The following is a 20,504-nucleotide window of genomic DNA, read 5'->3' as shown; positions in this document are numbered from 1 at the left end:
CCCCCGCCCCCGTTTCGCACGAACGCGTCGCGCAAGACGTCGTCGTTCGCGAAGCCGTCGGGCGAGAAGCCTTGGCTCCCCAGCGCCCCGGCAGCAAATACCGTTGGGTGCGCCCGGTAATCGTGGGTCTGGTCGCGGCGGTGCTCACGGTCGAGATCGTCCTGGTCTGGGACCAGGTGTCTGCCGCATGGCGCAGTCTCTGCCGAGCCGACGGCCGCTGGCTGTTAGGAGCGGTGCTGGCCGCGGCGGCGTCGATGCACAGCTTCGCGCAGATCCAGCGGACCCTGCTGGGCTCGGCCGGTGTGCACGTCACGCAGCGGCGGTCCGAGGCCGCCTTCTACGCCGCCAACTCGCTCAGTACCACCCTGCCCGGCGGCCCGGTGCTGTCGGCGACCTTCCTCTATCGCCAGCAACGGCGCTGGGGCGCATCGCCAGTGGTGGCGTCGTGGCAGCTGGTGATGTCGGGGGTGCTGCAGGCGGTCGGGCTGGCCGTGCTGGGCCTGGGTGGCGCGTTCATTCTCGGTGCCCGTAGCAATCCGTTCTCGCTGTTGTTCACCCTCGGCGGCTTCATCGCGCTCCTGCTGCTGGCGCAGGCGGTCGCCTCGCGACCGGAGCTGATCGACGGAATCGGCGTCCGCGCGCTGTCCTGGGTCAACTCGGTGCGCGCCCGGCCCGTGGATGCCGGGCTTGCGACCTGGCGCAAGATACTGGGCCAACTGGAGTCGGTGAGCCTGGGCCGCCGCGATCTGTCGACGGCGTTCGGCTGGTCCCTGTTCAACTGGATCGCCGACGTCGCCTGCCTGGCCTGCGCCGCCTATGCCACCGGCGGGCGGGCGTCGGTGGCCGGTTTGACGGTGGCCTACGCCGCCGCCCGCGCGGCGGGAACCATTCCGCTGATCCCCGGTGGCCTGCTGGTCGTGGAGGCCGTGCTGGTGCCGGGGCTGGTATCGAGCGGGCTGACCTTGCCGGATGCCATCTCCGCCGTGCTGATCTATCGGATGATCAGCTGGGTGCTGGTATCAGCCGCCGGCTGGGTGGTGTTCTTCTTCGTCTTCCGCACCGACAACGCGGCCGACCACGACACCGACGAATACGCGCCGGTCCTCAGCGAACCGCTATCGGTTGAGTCACCGCCCCGGCTCCAGGTCCGCTCACGGGCAGACCACCGACGGGCAGGCCGCCGGGCAACCCGCCACCCGGCAGGCCGCCCTGGGCCTGCACGGCCTGCAGGAGCCCGAGCACCTGCGGCAGGCTGACCGCCAGCTTGCACTGATCGGTCACCTCCTGCACCGGCGCGGTGATCTTGGCCAAGTCGTCCCCGACCTTCGGGTTGGCGTCGAAGTGCGCCTTCAGGTTTGCCAGCGTCTGCGGGCCGGGCTGCTGCTGCAGCGCACCGGTCATCACCTGATTGGTGTCCGGGTGCGAGTCCAGGTAATCACCGGTCGAGGTCACCACCTTGCCCACGGTCCGGGCGATCTCGCTGGCCACGCAGGGGTCTTTGGCCGCGGTCGCCGAGGGTGTCGACGGGGTGGCCAGCAGCGCCGCCGTGACGGCACCGCCCAACAAGACGGGCACGGCGGCAAGGACGCCCTTGCCCGACGGGCTGCGACGCAGTTTGGTGATGTTCACGTGTTCTCCTCACAACTGGCGAGATTCCCGATCGGCCACGACGAGCCCCGCCACGTTGCGGATGACGCTTCGAAGGTGTTTTGGTGCGCGCGCAATGCCCCCCGGCAGCAACGGCAGATCGAAAGACGGCCTTTTCCCCATCCTGACAGTAACCACCAGATGCCGCCACCCGAGCACAGGTCGGCCTGGTCACAATGCGGTTCCCGGACGGCATCGGAGCAGCTCAGAGCCGAGAGAAACGGCCAGCGCGACACGTTGCTGCGGTAGGCTCGCAGCACGCGGCGCACCAGTGCGGGCGAGAGCGGGGAGAGACGAAATCCAGCAGTTCATGATGCGCTTCAGCAGCAACCTGCGCAGATTCCGCTGGGTGGTCTTCACAGGGTGGCTACTGGCTGTGATTCCCTCGCTCTACCTCGCCGCCACCCAGTCCGGACATCTCACCGGTGGCGGCTTCGAGGTCCAGGGATCGCAGTCACTGCATGTGCAGTACCAACTCGAGGATCACTTTCCCGAGCAGGGCGCGTCACCGCTGGCCTTGGTGGCCGCACCCCGCGCCGACGCCACCTACCGGGACATGAAAGACGCCGTAGCGCTGCTCCAACGGTCCGCCGGCGAGGTTCCCAGCGTGACGGTGCTGCCGGATACGACGCAGCCGCCGCCGCGGCCCGACCGGCCCTACGTGGTGTCGCTGCGGGTGGACTTCAACAACACCGGTGCGGTCGACGTCGCCAAGAAGCTGCGCACGAAGCTGGGCGTGGAAGGCGAACATCCCGGCCGGATCGACAACGGTTCGGTGAACCTCTACGTGATCGGGCAGGGCGCGCTCGGCGCCGCGGCGTCGGCGAAGACCAAACAGGACATCGGCGCAGCCGAGCGATGGAACCTGCCGATCGTGCTGATCGTCTTGCTGGCGGTGTTCGGTTCACTGGCGGCCGCCGCAATCCCGCTGGCTCTCGGGATCGGCACGGTGATCGTCACCATGGGGCTGGTCTATCTGCTGTCGATGTTCACTTCGATGTCGGTGTTCGTCACGTCGACGGTGTCGATGTTCGGGATCGCGCTGGCGATCGACTACTCACTGTTCATTCTGATGCGCTACCGCGAGGAACTGCGGGCCGGTCGCCAACCGCAGGAGGCCGTCGATGCGGCGATGGCGACGTCCGGGTTGGCGGTGGTGCTCTCGGGCCTGACCGTGGTGGCCTCCCTGACCGGCATCTATCTGATCAATACGCCGGTGCTGGTATCGATGGCGACCGGAGCGATCCTGGCTGTCTCGGTGGCGGTGCTGGCGTCGGTCAGTCTGACCCCGGTGGTGCTGGCCCTGTTCGGCCGGGCGGTGGCCAAACGGTCGGCGCTGCTGCACTGGGCACGCAGCCCGCAGACCGCACAGTCACGGTTCTGGACCAGCTGGACGGCTTCGGTGATGCGGCGCCCTTGGGCCTCGGCCCTGGTGGCCGCGGGTTTCCTGCTGGCGCTCGCGGCGCCGGCCCTGTCGTTGTCGCTGGGCAACAGCATGCTCCGCCAGTTCGACTCCTCCCACGAAATCCGCGGCGGGGTGGCCGCAGCTGCCCAAGCCCTGGGCCCAGGTGCGCTGGGACCCGTCCGGGTGTTGGTGACCATCCCCGGCGCGAACGCGTCGGCGCCGGCCCACGCCGACACGTTCGCGGCAATCCGCCAGGAGATGTCGCAGGCCCCCAACATCGCTTCGGTGTCCCCACCGGTCTTCGGCAATGACAACAGCAGCGGGCTGCTGTCTGCGGTGCTGTCCGTCGATCCCGAGGACATGGCCGCACGGACAACCGTGGACTGGATGCGTGAACACCTGCCGGCGGCGGCCGGCTCGCCGGCCGTACAGGTGGATGTCGGCGGACCGACCGCGTTGATCAAGGACTTCGACGACCGGGTCGCGGCCGCCGAACCCATGGTGCTGGTTTTCGTGGCGCTGATCGCCTTCCTGATGCTGTTGGTCTCGATCCAGTCGGTGTTCTTGGCGCTCAAGGGCGTCGTGATGACGGTGCTCTCGGTGGCCGCTGCCTACGGCAGCCTGGTGATGGTGTTCCAGTGGGGCTGGCTGGAGCGGTTCGGGTTCGCCGCGACAGGGTCCATCGACACGTTCATCCCGCCGCTCGTGCTGGCGATGACGTTCGGCTTGTCGATGGACTACGAGATCTTCCTGCTGACCCGTATCCGCGAGCGCTTCCTGCAGACCGGCAACACCCACGACGCCGTCGCCTATGGCGTGAGCACCAGCGCACGCACCATCACCAGCGCCGCGTTGATCATGATCGCGGTCTTTATCGGATTCGCGTTCGCCGGCATGCCCCTGGTCGCCGAGCTGGGCGTGGCCTGCGCGGTGGCGATCGCGGTCGACGCCACGGTGGTGCGGTTGGTGCTGGTTCCCGCACTGATGGCGATGTTCGCCGAGTGGAACTGGTGGCTGCCATGTTGGCTGGCCCGGATCCTGCCGTCGGTGGACTTCGAGAAGCCGCTGCCCACAGTGGATTTGGGAGACGTCGTGGTGATCCCCGATGACATCTCCGCCCTGATCACGCCCAGCGCCGACCTTCGGGTGGTGGTCAAGTCGGCGGCCCGACTCAAAGGGCTGGTTCCCGACGCGGTCTGTGTCAGCGACCCGTTGGCCCTGCGCGGCTGCGGCGTGGCCGAGATGGCCACCAGCAAGATCGAAGCGCTGCCGGTCGCCACCGGGCCGGCAGGACCACCCGCGGCGGCGGGCGGCAGGGCGGTGAGCCATGCGCTGGCCCGGCTGGCCGGTGGCTGGCAGTCGCGAACCGGTACCGACCGGGCACAGCCCCGCACGATCCGTCCGGTTCACCCGGTCACCGTGTGGCGGCGCCGGCTTGCCATCGCGCTCGACGCGCTGGAAACCGAGTCATGGGCGGCCAACGAGATCGGGCTTGACGTCCCGTCGTTGACCCGGTGCCGTCCGATGGAGACCGCCGCGGTTCAACTGCCCACCGGTGACCGGCTGCAGATCCCCACCGGCGCCGAAACGCTGCGCCTGGCGGGTTACCTGGCACTGGCGCGCAACAGCCCCCGCGATTACGCCGGTCTGGCCGAGCTCGCCGATGCGCTGGGCCCGAAAACCGTTGCTGGGGCACTCAGCGAAATCGATGCGTACTACTCTGGTCAACCAGCCGACGGACACTGGATGGCCACCCAGCTGGTCTGTCGACTCGCCGATCCGGAGCCCACCGCACGCGGCGACTACGCCACCGGCGACGATGCGCTTGGAGCGAGTACGGACTGGGAACACGTCCAAGGGCGCTGCCTGGCAGTTGCCGTGGCGATGCTGGAGGAGGCGAGGTGACGTTGGCCGCGGACCGACGCCGTGGGCCGCTGCCCCGGCAGCCGTCCGGCGACACCGACCGGCCGGTCGAGTTCTGGCCCACGTCGGCTATCCGTGCTGCACTGCAGACCGGCGACATCGCCACCTGGCAGCTCATCGTGGTAGCACTCAAGCGCGACCCCTACGGTCGCACCGCACGCCAGGTCGAGGAGGTGCTGGAGGGCACCGAATCCTTCGGCATCGCCAAGGCACTGTCGGAGGTCCTGACCCGCACCAGAGCGCACCTGGAGGCCAACGAGCGTGCCGAGGTCGGGCGTCACATGCGGGTGCTGATCGAGCGGTCGGGCCTGAGTCAGCAGGAGTTCGCCTCGCGGGTCGGGGTTCCCGCCGACACGCTCGGCGAATACCTCAGTGGCACGATCAGCCCGCCCGCCTCGCTGATGATCCGGATGCGCCGACTGTCAGACCGTTTCGTCAAGCTCCACACGCGTGAGGCGCCCGACGTCGTCTGACGCCGGTCGCCCCTCTCCCGCGCGTCAGCGGGCGTGGATCGGTGACATCTCCAGCACCAGCCACTGACCGCCACGCTTGGTCAGCGTCACCCGCACCGGCACTACCGACTGCTTGACCTGCTGGTTCGCCACCGTCTGGACGCTGCGCATCACGACCGCGACCCGCGCGGCCGACGGCCCGAGCGCCTCGACACCGGCACTGAGCGTCTGCGCCTCGACCGCGATGTTGCGGTTGGCCATCTCGGTGGCGGTCCGGCCGATGCTCTCCCGGAACGCGTTGACCCGGTCCGGGACCATGTAGGTCGCAGCCTTCTCGATCGATGCGTCAGGGTTGGCCGGCGAGACCGTGGCCGCAGCCTCGGCCATGGCGACGGCGGTCTTGACCGCCTCGCCCGAGTCCGCCTCCAGGTCGCGGTCGGGAACCGTCCAGCGCAGGTACCCGAGCACGGCCGCGGCCACCAGCGCCGCCGCGGCCAGGCCGACGACCCCGAAGCGCAGGCCGGGCCGTTCGTTGTCGGTGCCGACCGTGACCGCATCGCGGCGCAGCAGCACGAAGTTGACCACCATGCCCTCGACGATCAGCAGCACCAGCACCGAGCAGAGCGACACGTACCAGACCGGCCAGTCCAGCGGCAGCCCGACCAGCATCAGGCCACCGATCGCGGCCAGCGGCGCGGCGATGTCGACGGCCAATACCCGCCACAGCGTCCGCGATTTCAGAAGTTCCAGCTTGCTCATCGAATCGACCTCAATCGGGAGATCATCAGATTGCCGGCGACGTCGGTGACGTCGAGGTGCAGAGCCCAGTGCACAGTCTGCGGTCTGCCGCCGACGTTCTCGGCGACGGAGGTGGCGATCACCATCACCGGGTCGGTGCGGCCGGGGTTCGACGGCTTGTCACTGCCGGTCGCGGCCGGCTCGTCGAGGTCGTGGTGCTCCAGCTCGATGGCGACGGCTTCGATCCGGCCGCTACTGCGCGACTGGATCCGCTGCACCACGTCACGGTAGGGCGCCAGGGCCGCGTCGAACTCGCTGTTGAGTTCGCCGACAGTCTTGTCCCGCAGCCGCGCCATGCCCTTCTCGACGTTCTCGGCGTTCAAGTTGATCAGCACGCTGGTCCAGCTGGCCGCGGTCTGCAAGACCCGGCTGCGGTAACCGCGCTCGTTGACGTCGTCGTAGTGCACCTTCAAGGTGATCAGGCTGAAGACCAATGCGGCCACTGCGACCAAGCCGAGGACCACCGACCCCCACCCGTAGCCGGACAGGCCGCCGCCTGAGGCCGCCGGAGCGGGCTTGCCGTGGGTGGTCTTCTTGGCGGCTTTCGCCGGGGCCTTCTTGCCGACCTTCTCTACAGCGTCGGCGTCCTGGTCCGCGGCGCTCTCAGCAGTGTCGGCGCCGGGTTCGATGATTCCGTCGTCCAGCTCATTGGAGACGTCGGGTTGTTCCTCGTCAGGCATGGCGGTGACGCTACAGGAGAGCTTTACGGTTCGCCGTGGAAGGATGGGACGGTGACCTCATCAGCCACCCGATCCGGCCTTGATCTCACCTATATAGATAGTGGCGTGAGACCGCAGGACGATCTGTTCGGTCACGTCAACGGCCGCTGGCTCGACGGTTACGAGATGCCACCGGACCGTGCCACCGACGGCGCCTTCCGCGCTCTGTTCGACCGGGCCGAGATCCAGGTCCGCGACCTGCTCACCGAGGCCGGCGATTCGGCCGCGGCGAGTGCGGATGCGGCCGGCACCGACGAGCACCGGATCGGCGACCTCTACGCCAGCTTCTTGGACGAGCAGGCCGTCCGCCAGCGCGGTGTGGAGCCGCTGCGCCGCGAGCTGTCCGCGATCGACAACGCCGGTGACCGCGAGGCCCTGGCGCGGGTGCTGGGCGCAGGTCAGCGCGCCGGGGTTGGCGGCGGCGTCGGACTCTATGTGGACACCGACTCGAAGGACTCGACCCGCTACCTGCTGCACCTGAGCCAGTCGGGCATCGGATTGCCTGACGAGTCCTACTTCCGCGAGGAACAGCACGCCGAGATCCTGGCCGCTTACCCCGGACACATCGCGGCGATGTTTGCTCTGACCTACGGCGGCGAACCGGACGACCACGCCGGGACCGCGGCACGCATCGTGGCGCTGGAGACCCGATTGGCGGCCGCGCACTGGGACGTGGTGAAGCGGCGCGATGCCGAGTTGACGTACAACCTGCGCACCTTCGCCGGGCTGCCGGCCGAGGCGCCCGGCTTTGACTGGGCCGGCTGGGTGGACGCTCTTGGCGTGCACCCCGGCGCCTCAGCCGGACTCGACGAGCTGGTGGTGCGCCAACCGGACTTCCTGACAGCGTTCGCCGCACTGTGGGAGAGCGCGGACTTTGCCGACTGGCAGGACTGGGCACGGTGGCGCGTCATTCATGCTCGCGCAGGTCTCCTGACCGAGGAGCTGGTCGCCGAGGACTTCGAGTTCTACGGACGGCGACTCTCGGGCACCGAGCAGATCCGGGACCGCTGGAAGCGCGGCGTGTCCGTGGTTGAGTCCCTGATGGGCGATGCCGTCGGAAAGCTTTACGTGGCACGGCATTTCCCGCCGGACGCCAAGGCGCGCATCGACGAGCTGGTGGGAAACCTTCGCGAGGCCTACCGGGCGAGCATCACCAACCTGGACTGGATGACCCCGGAAACGCGCGAGCGGGCCCTGGCCAAGCTGGACAAGTTCACCGCCAAGGTCGGCTACCCCACCTCCTGGCGGGACTACTCCGCGCTGGTCACCGACCCAACGGACCTGTACGGCAATTACCTGCGTGGCTATGCGGTCAACTACGACCGCGAACTGGCCAAGTTGGGCCAGCCGGTGGACCGCGACGAATGGTTCATGACACCGCAGACCGTCAACGCCTACTACAACCCGGGGATGAACGAGATCGTCTTCCCCGCCGCGATCCTGCAACCGCCGTTCTTCGACGCCGATGCCGACGACGCTGCTAACTACGGCGGTATCGGCGCGGTGATCGGCCACGAGATCGGGCACGGCTTCGACGATCAGGGCGCCAAGTACGACGGCGACGGCAACCTGATCGACTGGTGGACCGACGCCGACCGCGCCGAATTCGGTTCCCGCACAAGCGCGTTGATCGCCCAATACGAGAACTATGTGCCGCGTGAACTGGATGGCGACCGCCACGTGAACGGCGCGTTCACCGTCGGGGAGAACATCGGCGATCTCGGCGGGCTTTCCATAGCTCTGCTCGCGTACCAGTTGTCACTGGCCGGCGCCGAGGCCCCGGTGATCGACGGCTTGACCGGTACCCAGCGCGTTTTCTTCGGCTGGGCGCAGGTGTGGCGCACGAAATCCCGTGATGCCGAGGCGATCCGGCGCCTGGCGGTGGATCCGCATTCGCCGCCGGAGTTCCGCTGCAACGGGGTGATCCGCAACATGGACGCCTACTATGACGCCTTCGGCGTCACGCCCGACGATGCGCTCTACCTGGATCCCGCTTCGCGGGTGCGCATCTGGAGCTGATCGCCGCCGAGTGCCCGGTACGAGCAGTGGTTGAGGGCGCGCCCCCTACATCTGCCAGTCTTGGGAGCCGTCGTTTTTGGTGTAGGTACCGACGGAGTTCTTCACCACGACGGGATCGCCGCTGCCGAAGTTCTCGTAGAACCACTTGGCGTTGGCCGGGCTGAGGTTGATGCAGCCGTGGCTGACGTTGCGCTTGCCCTGATCGGCCACTGACCACGGCGCACTGTGCACGAACCCGCCGCTGTTGTCGATCCGGACCGCATCCTGCACGGTCAGCTTGTATCCCCAACTGGAGTTCACCGGAACCCCGTAGGTGGAGGAATCCATCACCACCGTGGGGAACTTCTCCAGCACGTAATAGGTGCCGTTGGGGGTCTCGTGTCCCCCGGCGCTCATCCCCATTGACATCGGGAAGGTCTTCTCCACCTTGCCGTCTCGGGTGATCGTCATCTGGTGCGTCTTGTCATCGGCGGTGGCCACCAGGGAGTCCCCGGTGCGGAAGCTCGACTTGGTGCCACCCGCGTCGATGTTGACGACGGTGTGGGCGGGCCAGAAGTTCAGCGGACGCCATCGCACCTGGCTAGGCGTCATCCAGTAGAACTTGCCGGACACCGGCGGGTTCGACGAGATGTGGATGGCCTGCTCGGCCATCGCCTTGTCGGCGATCGGCCGCTGGAAGTCGATGATGATCGGCTTGGCGACACCCACCATCGAGCCGTTGACCGGGTTGAAGGACGGCGGCAGGAACGGCGCCGTGCCGGTGAACGGCTCCGGATTCTGCCCGACGACCGGCCCGGTGGCGGCGGCCGGCACCGCACCGGGCTGCGCCGGGGCCGACGGGTCCGCCGACCCTGCCGGAACCGCCTGCGGGTCTGGACCCGGGGGGACCCCCTCGGGCGCGGCGGGTAGGCCGGGCGCGAGCTCGGGTGGTGGCGGCGGCGGGAACGCCATCGGGTCGCCCGGCGGCGGCGGAGGCGGCAGCTCAGGCGGGGGCGGCGGGAACTCCGGCGGGGGCGGCGGCGCGGCTGGATCGGCCGGGCCGGCATCCGCTGCGGCCGGGTCGCCGGGCTGCTGGGGCGGGTCGGCCAGTGCTGATCCGCAACCGAGCGTGAGACTCGCGGCCAAGCCAGCGGTGCTGAGCCACGCGCCGAGTTGCGCGAGCTTCCATCCCGACATCTACCTACCTCCGGTCACGATCTTGATCCCAGTGTCTCACAGGACGGTTGCCAGCTAACTCCGACGGCGGATGGAATTCCGCACACAACGACGGAAAGGAGGTTTCTGAACAGCGGCTTTGGCTGTCAGCGAAGTGGCGAACGTTACCGAGCCAGGACCGTCAGGGAACGATGAACAGGCGCTTGCTGGCCACGATGCCGACTGCGGCGATGCCGACCAGCACCGCCGACGCCGCCAACATGGCCGAGGTCCCGGCCCGCTCGAACAACAGCCCGCCGGCCAGCGAGCCGCCGGTGATGCCAACCTGAAACGCCGTCACGTACAGCCCCGACGCACCGTCGGGGTCGTCGGGTGCGGTGCGCATCGCCGCCGACTGCAGCATCGGCGAGACTGCCATCGCCATCGCCCCCCACAGCACGATCGCGGCCGCCCCCGCCACCGTGGTGCCGGTGGTGTGATGCCCCCCGATCGACAGCGCCGCCAGGACGACGAACGCCGCCGACATCGCAGCCATGCAGCCGCCGGTGACCAATTTGGGCCGGTGGTCCACCGGTCGCGCCAACAGTGGCATCGCGATCAGCCCGGCAGCACCGAAAGCGGCCAGCAACCAGGCCAGCCGCGCCCCTGGGACACCGACCACGTCACCGATGATCACCGCGATGAAGGTGTAGGAGATGAAGTGCCCGGTGACGGCGATCAGCATCAGCGTGCTCACCGCCACCAGCCGCCCGTTGCGGTGGTGATGGTTGCCGACCAGCGCCAGTTGGTCGGTGCTGAGCACCAGGGCCGGCAGCGCAAGTCGGGCTGCCAGGGTGATGGCCGCCGCCGCCACCGTGATCACCACTACGGCCAGCCGCCAACCCCACAGCAGACTCATCGCCGAGGTCAGCGGGATACCGACCACCAGTGCCAGGCTGGTGCCGACGTAGATCGCCGTCGTCGCGCGGCCCGAATGGCTGGGTGGCACGAGTCGGGTGGCGATGGGCGCCAGCACCGACCACATCAGGCCGTGCGTGACGGCGCACAGCGCCCGCCCGCCGGCCAGCACGGCGAAGTTCGGCGCTAGCGCCGAGATCACCTGCGAGGCGGTCAGGCAGACCAGGGTCAGCAGCAGCACCCGGCGGCGCGGCCAGAATGCGGTCCAGCGCACCAGCGGAAGCGTGGTCGCCGCTGCCACCACCGCGTACCAGGCCAGCAAGGTCCCGACCAGCGCCTCGCTCACGCCCAGGCCGGCCGAGATGGCGGGCAGCGCACCCACCGGCAGGATCTCGGCAGTGGCGTAGATGAACGCCGCCGCGGACAGGATCGCCAACCGTGCCGTGGTCTGTGGCGTCCACGGCCTCAATCGGGCATTTCCGGTTTCGACAGTCATGTGTTGGGGGCAGCGTCGAGTGGTGTGTGCCGCATGGCGCTCCCGGTAACTGCTGGGTCACATGGTAGCGGCGCAGGGGTCAGGAACGAACCAACCGCGCGATTGCGGCAGAAGCTTCGGTGAGTTTCGCGTCGCCCTCCGCGCCGCCGGCCGCAACGGCCCCGCTGACGCAGTGCGCCAGGTGCTCGTCGAGCAGGTTCAGTGCCACTGACCGCAGCGCACTGTTGACCGCGCTGATCTGGGTGAGGACGTCGATGCAGTACTTGTCGTCCTCGATCATCTTGGCGATGCCACGCACTTGGCCCTCGATGCGGCGCAACCGCTTGGCGTAGTTGTCTTTGCGCGGGGAGTATCCCGGAGCTTCGGTGGTCATGGCGCCCCCAACAGTTGGTTCATCTGGTTGATCTCGGCTTGCTGAAACGGCACGAGCGAATGCGCGATGCTGATGGCCTCAGGACTCTCGCCGTGTTCGATTTCGTTCTGCGCCATCGCGATAGCGCCACGGTGGTGGGCGATCATCGACTGCAGCCACAACGTGTCGAACGCCTGTCCGCGCAGACCGCGCAGCTTGTCGATGGTGGCCTGGTCCACCATGCCGGGAATCTCAGCGGCGTGGTCCCGGCCGGAATGACCGCCGGGGACCTCCCACTGCAACAGTTGCGCCTGGCATCCCTGTAGCTCCGTGCGCTGCTGGGTTGCACTTTGGTCGGCGAACGCCACCAGCGCAGGGTTCGCGCTCTGGCCGGGCGCCAGAGCCGCCAGCTCCAAGCCCTGCTGGTGGTGGATCACCATGTCCTCCAGAAACGTCACGTCCGCCGGACTGCCGATGGCCATTCCCGCCGAACTGGTCGACGTCTCGGGCACCGGCGTGGGCGCGTGATGGCACCCGCCGGCGGCCATGCCGACACCGGCCGCGACGACGACGGTCAGGAGCGTTCTCATGCGCCCACTTTAGCGCATACCCCCGCGGGGTATTTATTCGTTTTGCCCGGTCCGACCCTAGCGGCATACTGAGCTGGTGAATTCTGGGAGCACCGACGCCGCCGGGGCGTCCGTCGACATCAAACCGCGCAGTCGTGACGTCACCGACGGCCTGGAGAAGACCGCCGCCCGCGGCATGTTGCGCGCCGTCGGCATGGGCGACGACGACTTCGCCAAGCCCCAGATCGGTGTGGCCTCCTCGTGGAACGAGATCACGCCCTGCAACCTGTCCCTGGACCGGTTGGCCAAAGCCGCCAAAGAGGGCGTTCTGGAGGCCAGCGGCTACCCGCTGGAATTCGGCACCATCTCGGTCTCCGACGGCATCTCGATGGGCCATGAGGGCATGCACTTCTCCCTGGTCTCCCGCGAGGTCATCGCCGACAGCGTCGAGACCGTGATGTGCGCCGAGCGACTCGACGGCTCGGTGCTGCTGGCCGGCTGCGACAAGTCGCTGCCCGGGATGCTGATGGCTGCGGCACGCCTGGACCTGGCCTCGGTCTTCCTCTACGCGGGCTCCACCATGCCGGGCTACGCCCAGCTGTCCGACGGCACCGAGCGCGAAGTGACGATCATCGACGCGTTCGAGGCGGTCGGCGCCTGTTCGCGCGGGCTGATGTCTCGCGAGGACGTCGACATCATCGAGCGGTCGATCTGCCCCGGAGAGGGCGCCTGCGGCGGCATGTACACCGCCAACACCATGGCCAGTGCGGCTGAGGCGCTGGGCATGTCACTGCCGGGCAGCGCCTCCCCACCGGCGATCGACCGGCGCCGTGACGGGTATGCGCGCGCCAGCGGCCAGGCCGTGGTGGAGTTGCTGCGCCGGGGTATCACCGCTCGTGACATCTTGACGAAAGAGGCGTTCGAGAACGCGATCGCGGTGGTGATGGCGTTCGGCGGGTCGACCAACGCGGTGCTGCACCTGCTGGCTATCGCCCGCGAAGCCGAGGTGGATCTGACCCTGGCCGACTTCTCTCGGGTGGGCGCCAAGGTGCCGCACCTTGCCGACGTCAAGCCGTTCGGGGCGCACGTCATGTACGACATCGACAAGATCGGCGGGGTGCCGGTCATGTTGAAGACGTTGCTGGAAGCCGGTCTGCTGCACGGCGACTGCCTGACCGTCACCGGAAAGACGATGGCGGAGAACATCGCCGAGCTCAACCCCCCGGTCGTCGACGGCAAGGTGTTGCACGCGCTGACCAACCCCATCCACCCGACCGGTGGCATCACCATTCTGCGTGGCTCGCTGGCGCCGGAGGGCGCGGTGGTCAAGTCCGCGGGCTTCGACACCGACGTGTTCGAGGGCACCGCACGGGTTTTCGACGGCGAGCGGGCCGCTTTGGACGCTTTGGAAGACGGCACGATCAGCGCCGGCGACGCCGTGGTGATCCGCTACGAGGGCCCCAAGGGCGGACCCGGGATGCGGGAGATGCTGGCGATCACCGGCGCGATCAAGGGCGCCGGCCTCGGCAAGGACGTCCTGCTGCTGACCGACGGCCGGTTCTCCGGCGGCACCACCGGCCTGTGCGTCGGCCACATCGCCCCCGAGGCGGTGGACGGCGGGCCGGTCGCGTTCCTGCGTGACGGCGACAAGATCCGCCTCGACGTGGCCAACGCGACCCTGGACGTGGTGGCGGATCCGGACGAATTCGCCACGCGCGCCCAGGGTTTCACCCCGCCGCCGCCGCGTTACACCACCGGCGTCCTGGCCAAGTATCGCAAGCTGGTGGGCTCCGCCGCCATCGGCGCGGTCTGCGGCTAGCCTTCGGCGGTCGGTGGGCCCACCAGCCCGCGGGGGACTCTTCGCGATCGGGTGATCAGGCGTGCCGGGCTGACTCACCCCGCGCCCGCATACCGAAGTACGCGGCGTTAAGGCCGAGGATCGTCAACACCGCACCGGTGATCACGTTGGACCAGATCATCTCGGTGCTCGGTGATCCGTGCAGCAGGATCCAGGGCGATGCCATGAACCACACGCCGAAGACCGGCAGGGTCCACGCCAGGCCGTGCATGCGGTCCAGCGCCGCCGCCATCCCGCACGCCAAGAATGCGACGCAGAGTCCCACGACCAGGTTGTTGACGGCCAGCCGGGTGCTCGCGTCGAATCCGACAATCCACGGGGATACGGCCCCGTAGACGGCCGCAAGCAGCGTCAATCCGAAGGTTCCCTGCGCAGTCATCGACTCGGCGGCGCGCTCGTACCGTGCCCGCAGAGCTAACAGGTCAGGGTGGTGATCGATTGATGAATGGACTGTACTCATTTCGTAACCTTTCTGTTATTTAACAGGCGGTTTGGTGCCAGCTGCACCCATCCATCTGATGAAAGATTACGCCCGGACGCTGTTCGCCAGCAACGAAAAATTAGCCGGCAAAACGGCGATCGGCCACCGCTAGTCGACGATGGCCAGGGCGAAGCCGTCCCAGCCCTTGGCCCCGACTGTCTGCAGCGCTGCGGCCCGCAACCGCGGATGCTTGCCCATCAGCTCCAACACGTCCCGGCTACCGCGCGCCGTCGCGTCATCCGAGCGCGGCTCCAGGATCGCGCCCTCGCGGATCACGTTGTCCACCACGATCACCGAGCCGGCACGGCACAGCTGCACGGCCCAATTCAGGTAGCCGACGTTGTTCTCCTTGTCGGCGTCGATGAACACCAGGTCGAACGGGTCGGCGGTCAGCGTCGGCAGGGTCTCCAGTGCGGCACCCACCAGAATCTGCACCCGGTCACCGACACCGGCACGGTCGAGATTGGCGCGAGCGACCTCGGCATGCTTGGGCTCGTACTCCAACGTCACCACCGAGCCGGTAGCCCCGACGGCGCGCGCCAGCCAGATGGTGCTGTAGCCGCCCAGCGTGCCGATCTCCAGGATGCGGCGGGCACGGGCCGCGGTCGCCAGCAGATTCAGGAATTTGCCTTGTTGTACCGAGACCGCGATCGGCGGTAGTCCGGCCTCGTCGCTGGCGGCCAGCGCCGCCGTCAGCGCCGGGTCCGCTCCGGCGTACAGGTTGTCCAGCAGGGTATCGATTTCGCGGGGCGTGGGCTTTTCAGTCACTTAACCCAGGCTAGCCCGCGATCGCGGTTCTGGCTCCCGAATTTTCTTTACCCCATACCCCTATGGGGTATATAGTCGGGGAACCCGGCACCCGCTGGGGGATCACAGAGGAAGGTGGGACACATGGCGAACTACGAGGATGGGACCGTACTGACGTGCGGCCACGACGGCTGTGGATGCCGGGTGCGTATCGAGACTGCGTGCCACTGCTCCGGAGCGAACGTGAGCTACCGCTGCACCTGCGGCGACGAACTGGTACCCGTCAAGAACTAACGACAGACGGCGCCGGTGACGCACAACCTCGACTGTTGTGCGTCACCGGCGCCTCTTCTTGGTTTACACCACCCGGGGGCCGTTTAGCAGGCTTCGGCACCGAGCGCATTCGGCAGGCCCGCATCGCACAGTGCAAGGACGTCGGTCGCATCACGCAAGGCGTCAATGACACACCGCACGGGGGAAGCAAAGACCTGCGGGTAGTCGATCTCACCGAGAGAGGTGTCAACGGGCCACGCGAGTCGTTCCGAGCCGAGGGAGAACTGCGCGTCAACACCGTCCTTGTTGCCGCGCGCGTCCTGGCGATGCCAGGCTCCGTCGAGATAGACCGCGACAAGTCCGTGGAGAACGTGGCTGTCGCCGTGCACCAGACGCTGATAGCAGAGACCGGCGGGGATGCCTTCTGCTCGAAGCAGTGCCGCCAGCAAGTGTGATTTGGCGTAGCAGAGTCCGACGCGATGCTCGAGAACTTCACTGGCGGTCAGCGTCACCCGGGGGTCTGCAACGTCGTAGGAGTGAGCGACCTCGTCTCGCACCCACTCGAACGCGGCCTGGGCGAACGAAAAATCATCGACCACAGGCCGCCGTAATTCCCGAGCAAGGTACCGGACAGGCGACCCGTTGCACTGGACGAATTCATCTTCTCCCAGATACGCCCCTGGTCCTGTGGCTTCAAGCACCGGGAAGGAATTCGTCACTCACTGACCCTAGCTAGATCCAAAGTCCGCCAATCCACGGGGCGCTATTATGAGCGAAACCCATGGGTGAACCCGCCAACGCGTCACATCCTCAAACCACGACCACAAGAAAAGGAGAGGTCGGGATGAAGCTACTCATCGCCGCTCTCGCGGCAAGCATCGCAGCGGCACCGATTGCCAGTGCTGATGACCAATCACTCCTCGACCGTAATCAATCATTCCTCGACCGGGTTCACGAGCTTGGCGTACCAAGTCAGTACGGCTTCCTTGGGCGTGCGGATGACAACAGCACTCTTGCTGGAGGATTGGGGACTTGTCGTGGCCTCAGAGAGGGCATGACCCTTGAGCAGATGGAACCGAAGGCGTCGCTTAGCCCGATCCTCAACGCTTTTCCGCTTTTTTATTGGGAGATCGCTCAGGCGGCACAGGAGAAACTTTGCCCTGACACCCTTGGTGCGCCCAGTGAAAGACCGAATACCTAACTAGTCGCCGGAACGCGCGCCTTCTCGACAGAAATCGTCGACGGCGCGTTGCCCGACATACCAACAGTCAGGCGTCCTTGCAAGTGACCGCGCCGGGGCTAGCGAGGACGCTCCTCTGCCAATAAGGCTGCACGCGCCGACCCAAAATGTATTTCAAAAATATCCTTCAACCACGCCATAATCTCGTTATCGTCGGCACTCATTCCGGGCGTCTTCAACTGATCGTGCGCATCGCTAAGACGAAGCATGGACTGCCACGCCCTCGATTGGTTCGATAAACCGAACTCATTCGGCGCGTCGAGCGGCGCTAGCATGAAGTTCAAGCCACCATTTCGCGCAGACCAATAGAGCTGCAACTTGCAGTCAGGCCCTCGGTAGAAAATCGCCCAGGCCCCACGATCAGCATATATGAGGTCGTCCAGCACTTCGTCCATCTCTAAACCGGCGCCGGAAAGCGTGTGGCCGAGGAATTGGCCCAGATCCATTGGCTTCATGGTAAGCCGCCTCCTCCGTACAGCCACACATTTCCGTATTGTTGATAGCCATATTGAGCGGCGTTTTCTTTCAGAAAATTTATCTCAGCAGCGGAGTACGACAACCTGTCCTCCACGGCCAGTTGCTCAACGCTTGTATAGCCCTCAGGTATTACGTATTCAATCCGCGGCACACCCTCTTCCATCTGAGCGCGGAGAAACTGTTTGTTTACTTGCCACGCCACGCCTCGCTGCTGCGTATCGCCAAATCCGTTGGTCAGCGCATCCCAGGTTCGGTCACCGGTATCGAAGTAGATGCCACCGTTACCCCGGGCTTCGCCGATGTAGCCACCCTCCTGGCCGTCGAACCTACCCAGGACGACGCGGTCTGGGTTGTCGCCCACATAGTGGGTGGACATGTCAGCGACTTCCTCACTGAAGCCGGCTGTCGGCCCTCCGTGCCTACTCGCGTAGTTGAGATCCATGGCCGAGTATTCCGCCCACGGATGGTAGGTGGCGGGAACGTCGAATCCGACATCTGCGTATGACGAAACCACCGGGCCTGTGTCGAGTACACCGCGGCCGATCTCACCGAGCCCGGCCCGAATCGATGCCCCCTCCGCCCCAAAAGGAAGCGTGACGGCGGCGGCGCTGACATCGAAAGCCTTCTCGCCCAGAAAGTAGGCGGGACTGGGCGCGTTCAGGGCGTCTTTGACTTGGGCGACACCCGCGCCGACCGGGTTGAGGAAGGAGTTACCGAGCCCCTTGGCCAGGCCACCCCACGATTCCAGGACACCGGGGGCACCTGGTCCGCCCTGCCCGAGCAGGTTCTTGACGACCTCTTCTGTGGCTTGCCAACGGTCCCCGAATGCATCGCCGAACCCCAGCGGCGCCTGCCGCTGCGATTCGGGGGCACCGTAGCGCGATAGCGGCTGTTGGGCCTGCAGCACCGCCGCGTTGATGCGCGCTCCGATCTGATCCGGCGGAACACCGTCGTTGGCCAGGACCTCCTGGGCTAAGACCTTGAAACTCTCCACATCGCCGGGGTTCACCGGTGCCGGCACGTCGCGACCGGCCTCGAAGCTGTGCACCACGACATCGGGCTCGTAGCCGTCCTTGACCCGCAGGTTCGTCAGCGCAGACTGCAGCACCTTGGCATAGCCGCCGCGGATGAGCGTGACGTTTGACAGGACCGTCCGTGTGTCGGTTATCGCACCGTTCCAACACTTTTCGATCAGGCCATCGATGTCGTCGCCGTGCAACGTGTACGCCAAGTAGTGGGTGTTGTAGTCAGCCAGATACTCGTCGTAGCCCCGCAGATTCGCATTGAGCGCCTCGATCTGCTCATCGCAGCGCTGCCGAGCCTGGGCCAGGGCGGCGGCGATGGTCTCCAAGTCGGCCGCGATCTGGCCGAGTTGCTGGTTGGTGGCGTGCAGGCCGTCCTTGACCCGCTGCACCTCGGCGCCGTTGTTGATCGGCTGCTCACCGTTCTCGCGGTTGTACTGCTCGAAGTGCTGCTGGGCGGTGCGGAAGGTTTCCTCGGCCGCGGTGGACGAACCGGCCGCCGAATGAAACGCCTGCGCCAGGAAGTTGATCTGGGCGGGGCTGCCGGCCTGCACGCCGTCGTCAACGGCCCACGGATCACCGCCCGCGCCGGCGACAAGGTCACCGAGCCCCAGATACTGCAGGCTCGGACGACTCACGGCGCACCCGCGCTACTCGCCATCGTCAGATCATGACCGACACCGCACCGGAGCGCACGTCACCGCACACCCTCTTTGGCGAACACCACCCGCAGCACATATCCCAACTCCGGGCCCATCACCATTTCGGCCAGCTCACAGAACGTCGCGACGAACTCGGGGCCGTGCGGCGGCCGAGCATCACACAGATGGTGCGCAATCTCATGCAGCACCACCAGTTCTCGCAACGCCCAGTCCACGCCGCGTTGATCCGGCACGGCGATAACGCCTGCCGCACCGATCTTTTCGTAGTGCGCTGCCGTGGCGCCGCGGCGCGCGCGCACGGCCAACCCGGAAGCATCCGGCCACCGAACGCGCACCGTCGACAGTGCCATGACGTCATCGACGTAGCGCCCCACGGCGGCCACCGAACCGAAGCGGGCCTCGGGCGGCAAGGTCAGCTCGGCGCCGAAGAACTCCAGATTGCGCCTGCCGGTCTCGGCGGCGCGGTCGAACAAGGTGCGGACGAAGACCTCCGCGGCGTAGACCTTGGCGCGCTGACCATCGCGCTCTGAAGCGTTGCCGCTCACCGCTCCAGCGCGGACCGCGCCACCGACAGCTCAGCGCTGTCGCCCAGCCGGGCTTTGCGCCCAGCCCGATCCCCGGCCCGACGCGCCGCAGATGAATACCCCGCCGACGCCCGGGTGGCCCGCCAGGTGCCCCGCGCCTTCGACGTACCGCGGTAGAAGTCGCGCAGCTCGACCTCCTTGTTGCGCAACGCGATCGCGGTCCCCGGCGCCCGGCTCCGATCCTTCTCGGCATCGCGTCGGGTCTCATCGCGGGCCTCGGCCAGCCGCTGGCCGACCCGGGCGCCGAACGCCAGGTGGAAGTTCAGCCGAGCGGTGATGGTCGGGGTCGGGCGGTGCTCGCCGGTGGCGATATACGTGTCCGAGGCCCGGACCATCTGAACGACCAGGCTGGCGTAGAGGGCGTGGGTGGCGTCGATGTCCTCGGCGAAGCCGTAGGCGTACACATAGGTCGAATTGGTCGCCACGTCGCAGCGCACGTCATTGGCGGTGGCGATCCCGACGAACAGCTGCACATAGGTGCGCAACCCCCGCGCACCGGGCGCTCCGATGGTGATGGTGCGCTGCACCGGCGCGGTGGCCGCTGTTCGGGTGGCTGAGTGCGCACGAGCCACCGCCAGGTCGATAGAGGTCGCAGTGGCCAGCCGTTGCGCCGCCGCCATGAATGCGTCGGCTTCGTGGGCGTTGTCGGTGCCCTCGGCCTGGCGCAACAGGGCGGCGATCCGCGCCAACATCTTGTCGTCGCTCATGGCCGCCACGCTAACCGACGC

At 67.1% G+C, this 20,504-nt stretch carries 20 protein-coding genes and 1 pseudogene; 7 read left to right on the top strand and 14 right to left on the bottom strand.

Annotated elements, in window-relative coordinates:
- Nucleotides 1-71: 71 nt before the first annotated feature.
- Complete coding sequence (locus ACJH71_RS15680) at nt 72-1,256, top strand: YbhN family protein (RefSeq protein ID WP_406759025.1); 1,185 nt, start codon at nt 72-74, stop codon at nt 1,254-1,256.
- 19 nt (nt 1,257-1,275) lie between these two features.
- Here ACJH71_RS15680 and ACJH71_RS15675 read toward each other — a convergent pair.
- Nucleotides 1,276-1,575 (bottom strand): annotated as a pseudogene (locus tag ACJH71_RS15675) (hemophore); the annotation flags it as partial.
- Nucleotides 1,576-1,957: 382 nt separating this feature from the next.
- Here ACJH71_RS15675 and ACJH71_RS15670 point away from each other — a divergent pair.
- Nucleotides 1,958-4,957 carry an MMPL family transporter gene (locus ACJH71_RS15670; protein WP_406758916.1) on the top strand — a complete coding sequence of 1,000 codons (3,000 nt, stop codon included), beginning with the start codon at nt 1,958-1,960 and terminating at the stop codon, nt 4,955-4,957.
- On the top strand, nt 4,954-5,448 hold the full coding sequence (locus ACJH71_RS15665; RefSeq protein WP_406758915.1) for a helix-turn-helix domain-containing protein: 495 nt from the start codon (nt 4,954-4,956) through the stop codon (nt 5,446-5,448). Before ACJH71_RS15670 ends, ACJH71_RS15665 begins: the two co-directional genes overlap by 4 nt.
- A gap of 24 nt (nt 5,449-5,472) precedes the next feature.
- Here the strand turns inward: ACJH71_RS15665 and ACJH71_RS15660 are convergent, their stop codons facing one another.
- Complete coding sequence (locus ACJH71_RS15660; RefSeq protein WP_406758914.1) at nt 5,473-6,186, bottom strand: hypothetical protein; 714 nt, start codon at nt 6,184-6,186, stop codon at nt 5,473-5,475.
- Nucleotides 6,183-6,905: a hypothetical protein gene (locus ACJH71_RS15655; RefSeq protein ID WP_406758913.1), complete on the bottom strand. Its 723-nt coding sequence runs from the start codon at nt 6,903-6,905 to the stop codon at nt 6,183-6,185. The genes ACJH71_RS15660 and ACJH71_RS15655 overlap by 4 nt, the downstream gene beginning before the upstream one ends.
- Nucleotides 6,906-6,956: 51 nt before the next feature.
- Between ACJH71_RS15655 and ACJH71_RS15650 the strand changes: the two genes are divergently transcribed.
- Nucleotides 6,957-8,963 (top strand): M13 family metallopeptidase, encoded by a 2,007-nt coding sequence (locus ACJH71_RS15650; RefSeq protein WP_406758912.1) that lies wholly within the window; start codon nt 6,957-6,959, stop codon nt 8,961-8,963.
- 45 nt (nt 8,964-9,008) lie between these two features.
- Here ACJH71_RS15650 and ACJH71_RS15645 read toward each other — a convergent pair whose 3' ends face one another.
- The 4 genes from ACJH71_RS15645 to ACJH71_RS15630 form a co-directional block, all read right to left on the bottom strand.
- Nucleotides 9,009-10,139: a L,D-transpeptidase family protein gene (locus ACJH71_RS15645; RefSeq protein ID WP_406758911.1), complete on the bottom strand. Its 1,131-nt coding sequence runs from the start codon at nt 10,137-10,139 to the stop codon at nt 9,009-9,011.
- A gap of 160 nt (nt 10,140-10,299) precedes the next feature.
- A complete protein-coding gene (locus ACJH71_RS15640; protein ID WP_406758910.1) occupies nt 10,300-11,511 on the bottom strand; it encodes an MFS transporter in 1,212 nt (403 codons plus the stop codon).
- Nucleotides 11,512-11,590: 79 nt separating this feature from the next.
- Nucleotides 11,591-11,884, bottom strand: coding sequence for a metal-sensitive transcriptional regulator (locus ACJH71_RS15635; protein ID WP_406758909.1), 294 nt, complete (start codon nt 11,882-11,884; stop codon nt 11,591-11,593).
- Nucleotides 11,881-12,453 (bottom strand): DUF305 domain-containing protein, encoded by a 573-nt coding sequence (locus tag ACJH71_RS15630; RefSeq protein ID WP_406758908.1) that lies wholly within the window; start codon nt 12,451-12,453, stop codon nt 11,881-11,883. The genes ACJH71_RS15635 and ACJH71_RS15630 overlap by 4 nt, the downstream gene beginning before the upstream one ends.
- Nucleotides 12,454-12,529: 76 nt before the next feature.
- On the opposite strand from ACJH71_RS15630, the gene ilvD reads away from it, so the two are divergent.
- A complete protein-coding gene (gene ilvD / locus ACJH71_RS15625; protein WP_406758907.1) occupies nt 12,530-14,251 on the top strand; it encodes a dihydroxy-acid dehydratase in 1,722 nt (573 codons plus the stop codon).
- Between the two features lie 55 nt (nt 14,252-14,306).
- Here ilvD and ACJH71_RS15620 read toward each other — a convergent pair whose 3' ends face one another.
- Complete coding sequence (locus ACJH71_RS15620; RefSeq protein ID WP_406758906.1) at nt 14,307-14,750, bottom strand: SPW repeat protein; 444 nt, start codon at nt 14,748-14,750, stop codon at nt 14,307-14,309.
- A 129-nt stretch (nt 14,751-14,879) separates the two neighbouring features.
- Nucleotides 14,880-15,539, bottom strand: a complete 660-nt coding sequence (locus ACJH71_RS15615; RefSeq protein ID WP_406758905.1) for an O-methyltransferase — start codon at nt 15,537-15,539, stop codon at nt 14,880-14,882.
- Between the two features lie 123 nt (nt 15,540-15,662).
- On the opposite strand from ACJH71_RS15615, the gene ACJH71_RS15610 reads away from it, so the two are divergent.
- Complete coding sequence (locus ACJH71_RS15610) at nt 15,663-15,812, top strand: metallothionein (protein WP_406758904.1); 150 nt, start codon at nt 15,663-15,665, stop codon at nt 15,810-15,812.
- 83 nt (nt 15,813-15,895) lie between these two features.
- Here the strand turns inward: ACJH71_RS15610 and ACJH71_RS15605 are convergent, their stop codons facing one another.
- Nucleotides 15,896-16,510: a transglutaminase family protein gene (locus ACJH71_RS15605; RefSeq protein ID WP_406758903.1), complete on the bottom strand. Its 615-nt coding sequence runs from the start codon at nt 16,508-16,510 to the stop codon at nt 15,896-15,898.
- Nucleotides 16,511-16,635: 125 nt separating this feature from the next.
- Between ACJH71_RS15605 and ACJH71_RS15600 the strand changes: the two genes are divergently transcribed.
- Nucleotides 16,636-16,992, top strand: coding sequence for a DUF732 domain-containing protein (locus ACJH71_RS15600; RefSeq protein ID WP_406758902.1), 357 nt, complete (start codon nt 16,636-16,638; stop codon nt 16,990-16,992).
- Between the two features lie 98 nt (nt 16,993-17,090).
- Here ACJH71_RS15600 and ACJH71_RS15595 read toward each other — a convergent pair whose 3' ends face one another.
- Genes ACJH71_RS15595 through ACJH71_RS15580 form a run of 4 tightly spaced genes read right to left on the bottom strand, consistent with a single transcriptional unit; the run spans nt 17,091 to nt 20,483 of the window.
- Nucleotides 17,091-17,477 carry a hypothetical protein gene (locus ACJH71_RS15595; protein ID WP_406758901.1) on the bottom strand — a complete coding sequence of 129 codons (387 nt, stop codon included), beginning with the start codon at nt 17,475-17,477 and terminating at the stop codon, nt 17,091-17,093.
- Between the two features lie 5 nt (nt 17,478-17,482).
- Nucleotides 17,483-19,168, bottom strand: a complete 1,686-nt coding sequence (locus ACJH71_RS15590) for a hypothetical protein (RefSeq protein ID WP_406758900.1) — start codon at nt 19,166-19,168, stop codon at nt 17,483-17,485.
- Nucleotides 19,169-19,227: 59 nt separating this feature from the next.
- Nucleotides 19,228-19,737 (bottom strand): TIGR04338 family metallohydrolase, encoded by a 510-nt coding sequence (locus ACJH71_RS15585; protein ID WP_406758899.1) that lies wholly within the window; start codon nt 19,735-19,737, stop codon nt 19,228-19,230.
- The gene (locus ACJH71_RS15580) at nt 19,734-20,483 is read right to left on the bottom strand and encodes a DUF2786 domain-containing protein (protein ID WP_406758898.1); all 750 of its coding nucleotides are present in this window, start codon (nt 20,481-20,483) and stop codon (nt 19,734-19,736) included. The genes ACJH71_RS15585 and ACJH71_RS15580 overlap by 4 nt, the downstream gene beginning before the upstream one ends.
- Nucleotides 20,484-20,504 lie beyond the last annotated feature (21 nt).

The sequence above is a fragment of the Mycobacterium sp. SMC-15 genome (assembly GCF_045310925.1).
Lineage (GTDB): Bacteria > Actinomycetota > Actinomycetes > Mycobacteriales > Mycobacteriaceae > Mycobacterium.
Note: the sequence above shows the minus strand (reverse complement) of the source record. Positions and strands in the feature narration are given on the sequence as shown.

What these genes read in the sequence shown, in the direction of transcription:
- ACJH71_RS15640 (WP_406758910.1), bottom strand. Translation starts at nt 11,511, where the DNA reads ATGACTGTCGAAACCGGAAATGCCCGATTGAGGCCGTGGACGCCACAG.
- ACJH71_RS15630 (WP_406758908.1), bottom strand. Translation starts at nt 12,453, where the DNA reads ATGAGAACGCTCCTGACCGTCGTCGTCGCGGCCGGTGTCGGCATGGCC.
- ACJH71_RS15655 (WP_406758913.1), bottom strand. Translation starts at nt 6,905, where the DNA reads ATGCCTGACGAGGAACAACCCGACGTCTCCAATGAGCTGGACGACGGA.
- ACJH71_RS15580 (WP_406758898.1), bottom strand. Translation starts at nt 20,483, where the DNA reads ATGAGCGACGACAAGATGTTGGCGCGGATCGCCGCCCTGTTGCGCCAG.
- ACJH71_RS15670 (WP_406758916.1), top strand. Translation starts at nt 1,958, where the DNA reads ATGATGCGCTTCAGCAGCAACCTGCGCAGATTCCGCTGGGTGGTCTTC.
- ACJH71_RS15635 (WP_406758909.1), bottom strand. Translation starts at nt 11,884, where the DNA reads ATGACCACCGAAGCTCCGGGATACTCCCCGCGCAAAGACAACTACGCC.
- ACJH71_RS15610 (WP_406758904.1), top strand. Translation starts at nt 15,663, where the DNA reads ATGGCGAACTACGAGGATGGGACCGTACTGACGTGCGGCCACGACGGC.
- ACJH71_RS15620 (WP_406758906.1), bottom strand. Translation starts at nt 14,750, where the DNA reads ATGAGTACAGTCCATTCATCAATCGATCACCACCCTGACCTGTTAGCT.
- ACJH71_RS15645 (WP_406758911.1), bottom strand. Translation starts at nt 10,139, where the DNA reads ATGTCGGGATGGAAGCTCGCGCAACTCGGCGCGTGGCTCAGCACCGCT.
- ACJH71_RS15595 (WP_406758901.1), bottom strand. Translation starts at nt 17,477, where the DNA reads ATGGATCTGGGCCAATTCCTCGGCCACACGCTTTCCGGCGCCGGTTTA.
- ACJH71_RS15600 (WP_406758902.1), top strand. Translation starts at nt 16,636, where the DNA reads ATGAAGCTACTCATCGCCGCTCTCGCGGCAAGCATCGCAGCGGCACCG.
- ACJH71_RS15660 (WP_406758914.1), bottom strand. Translation starts at nt 6,186, where the DNA reads ATGAGCAAGCTGGAACTTCTGAAATCGCGGACGCTGTGGCGGGTATTG.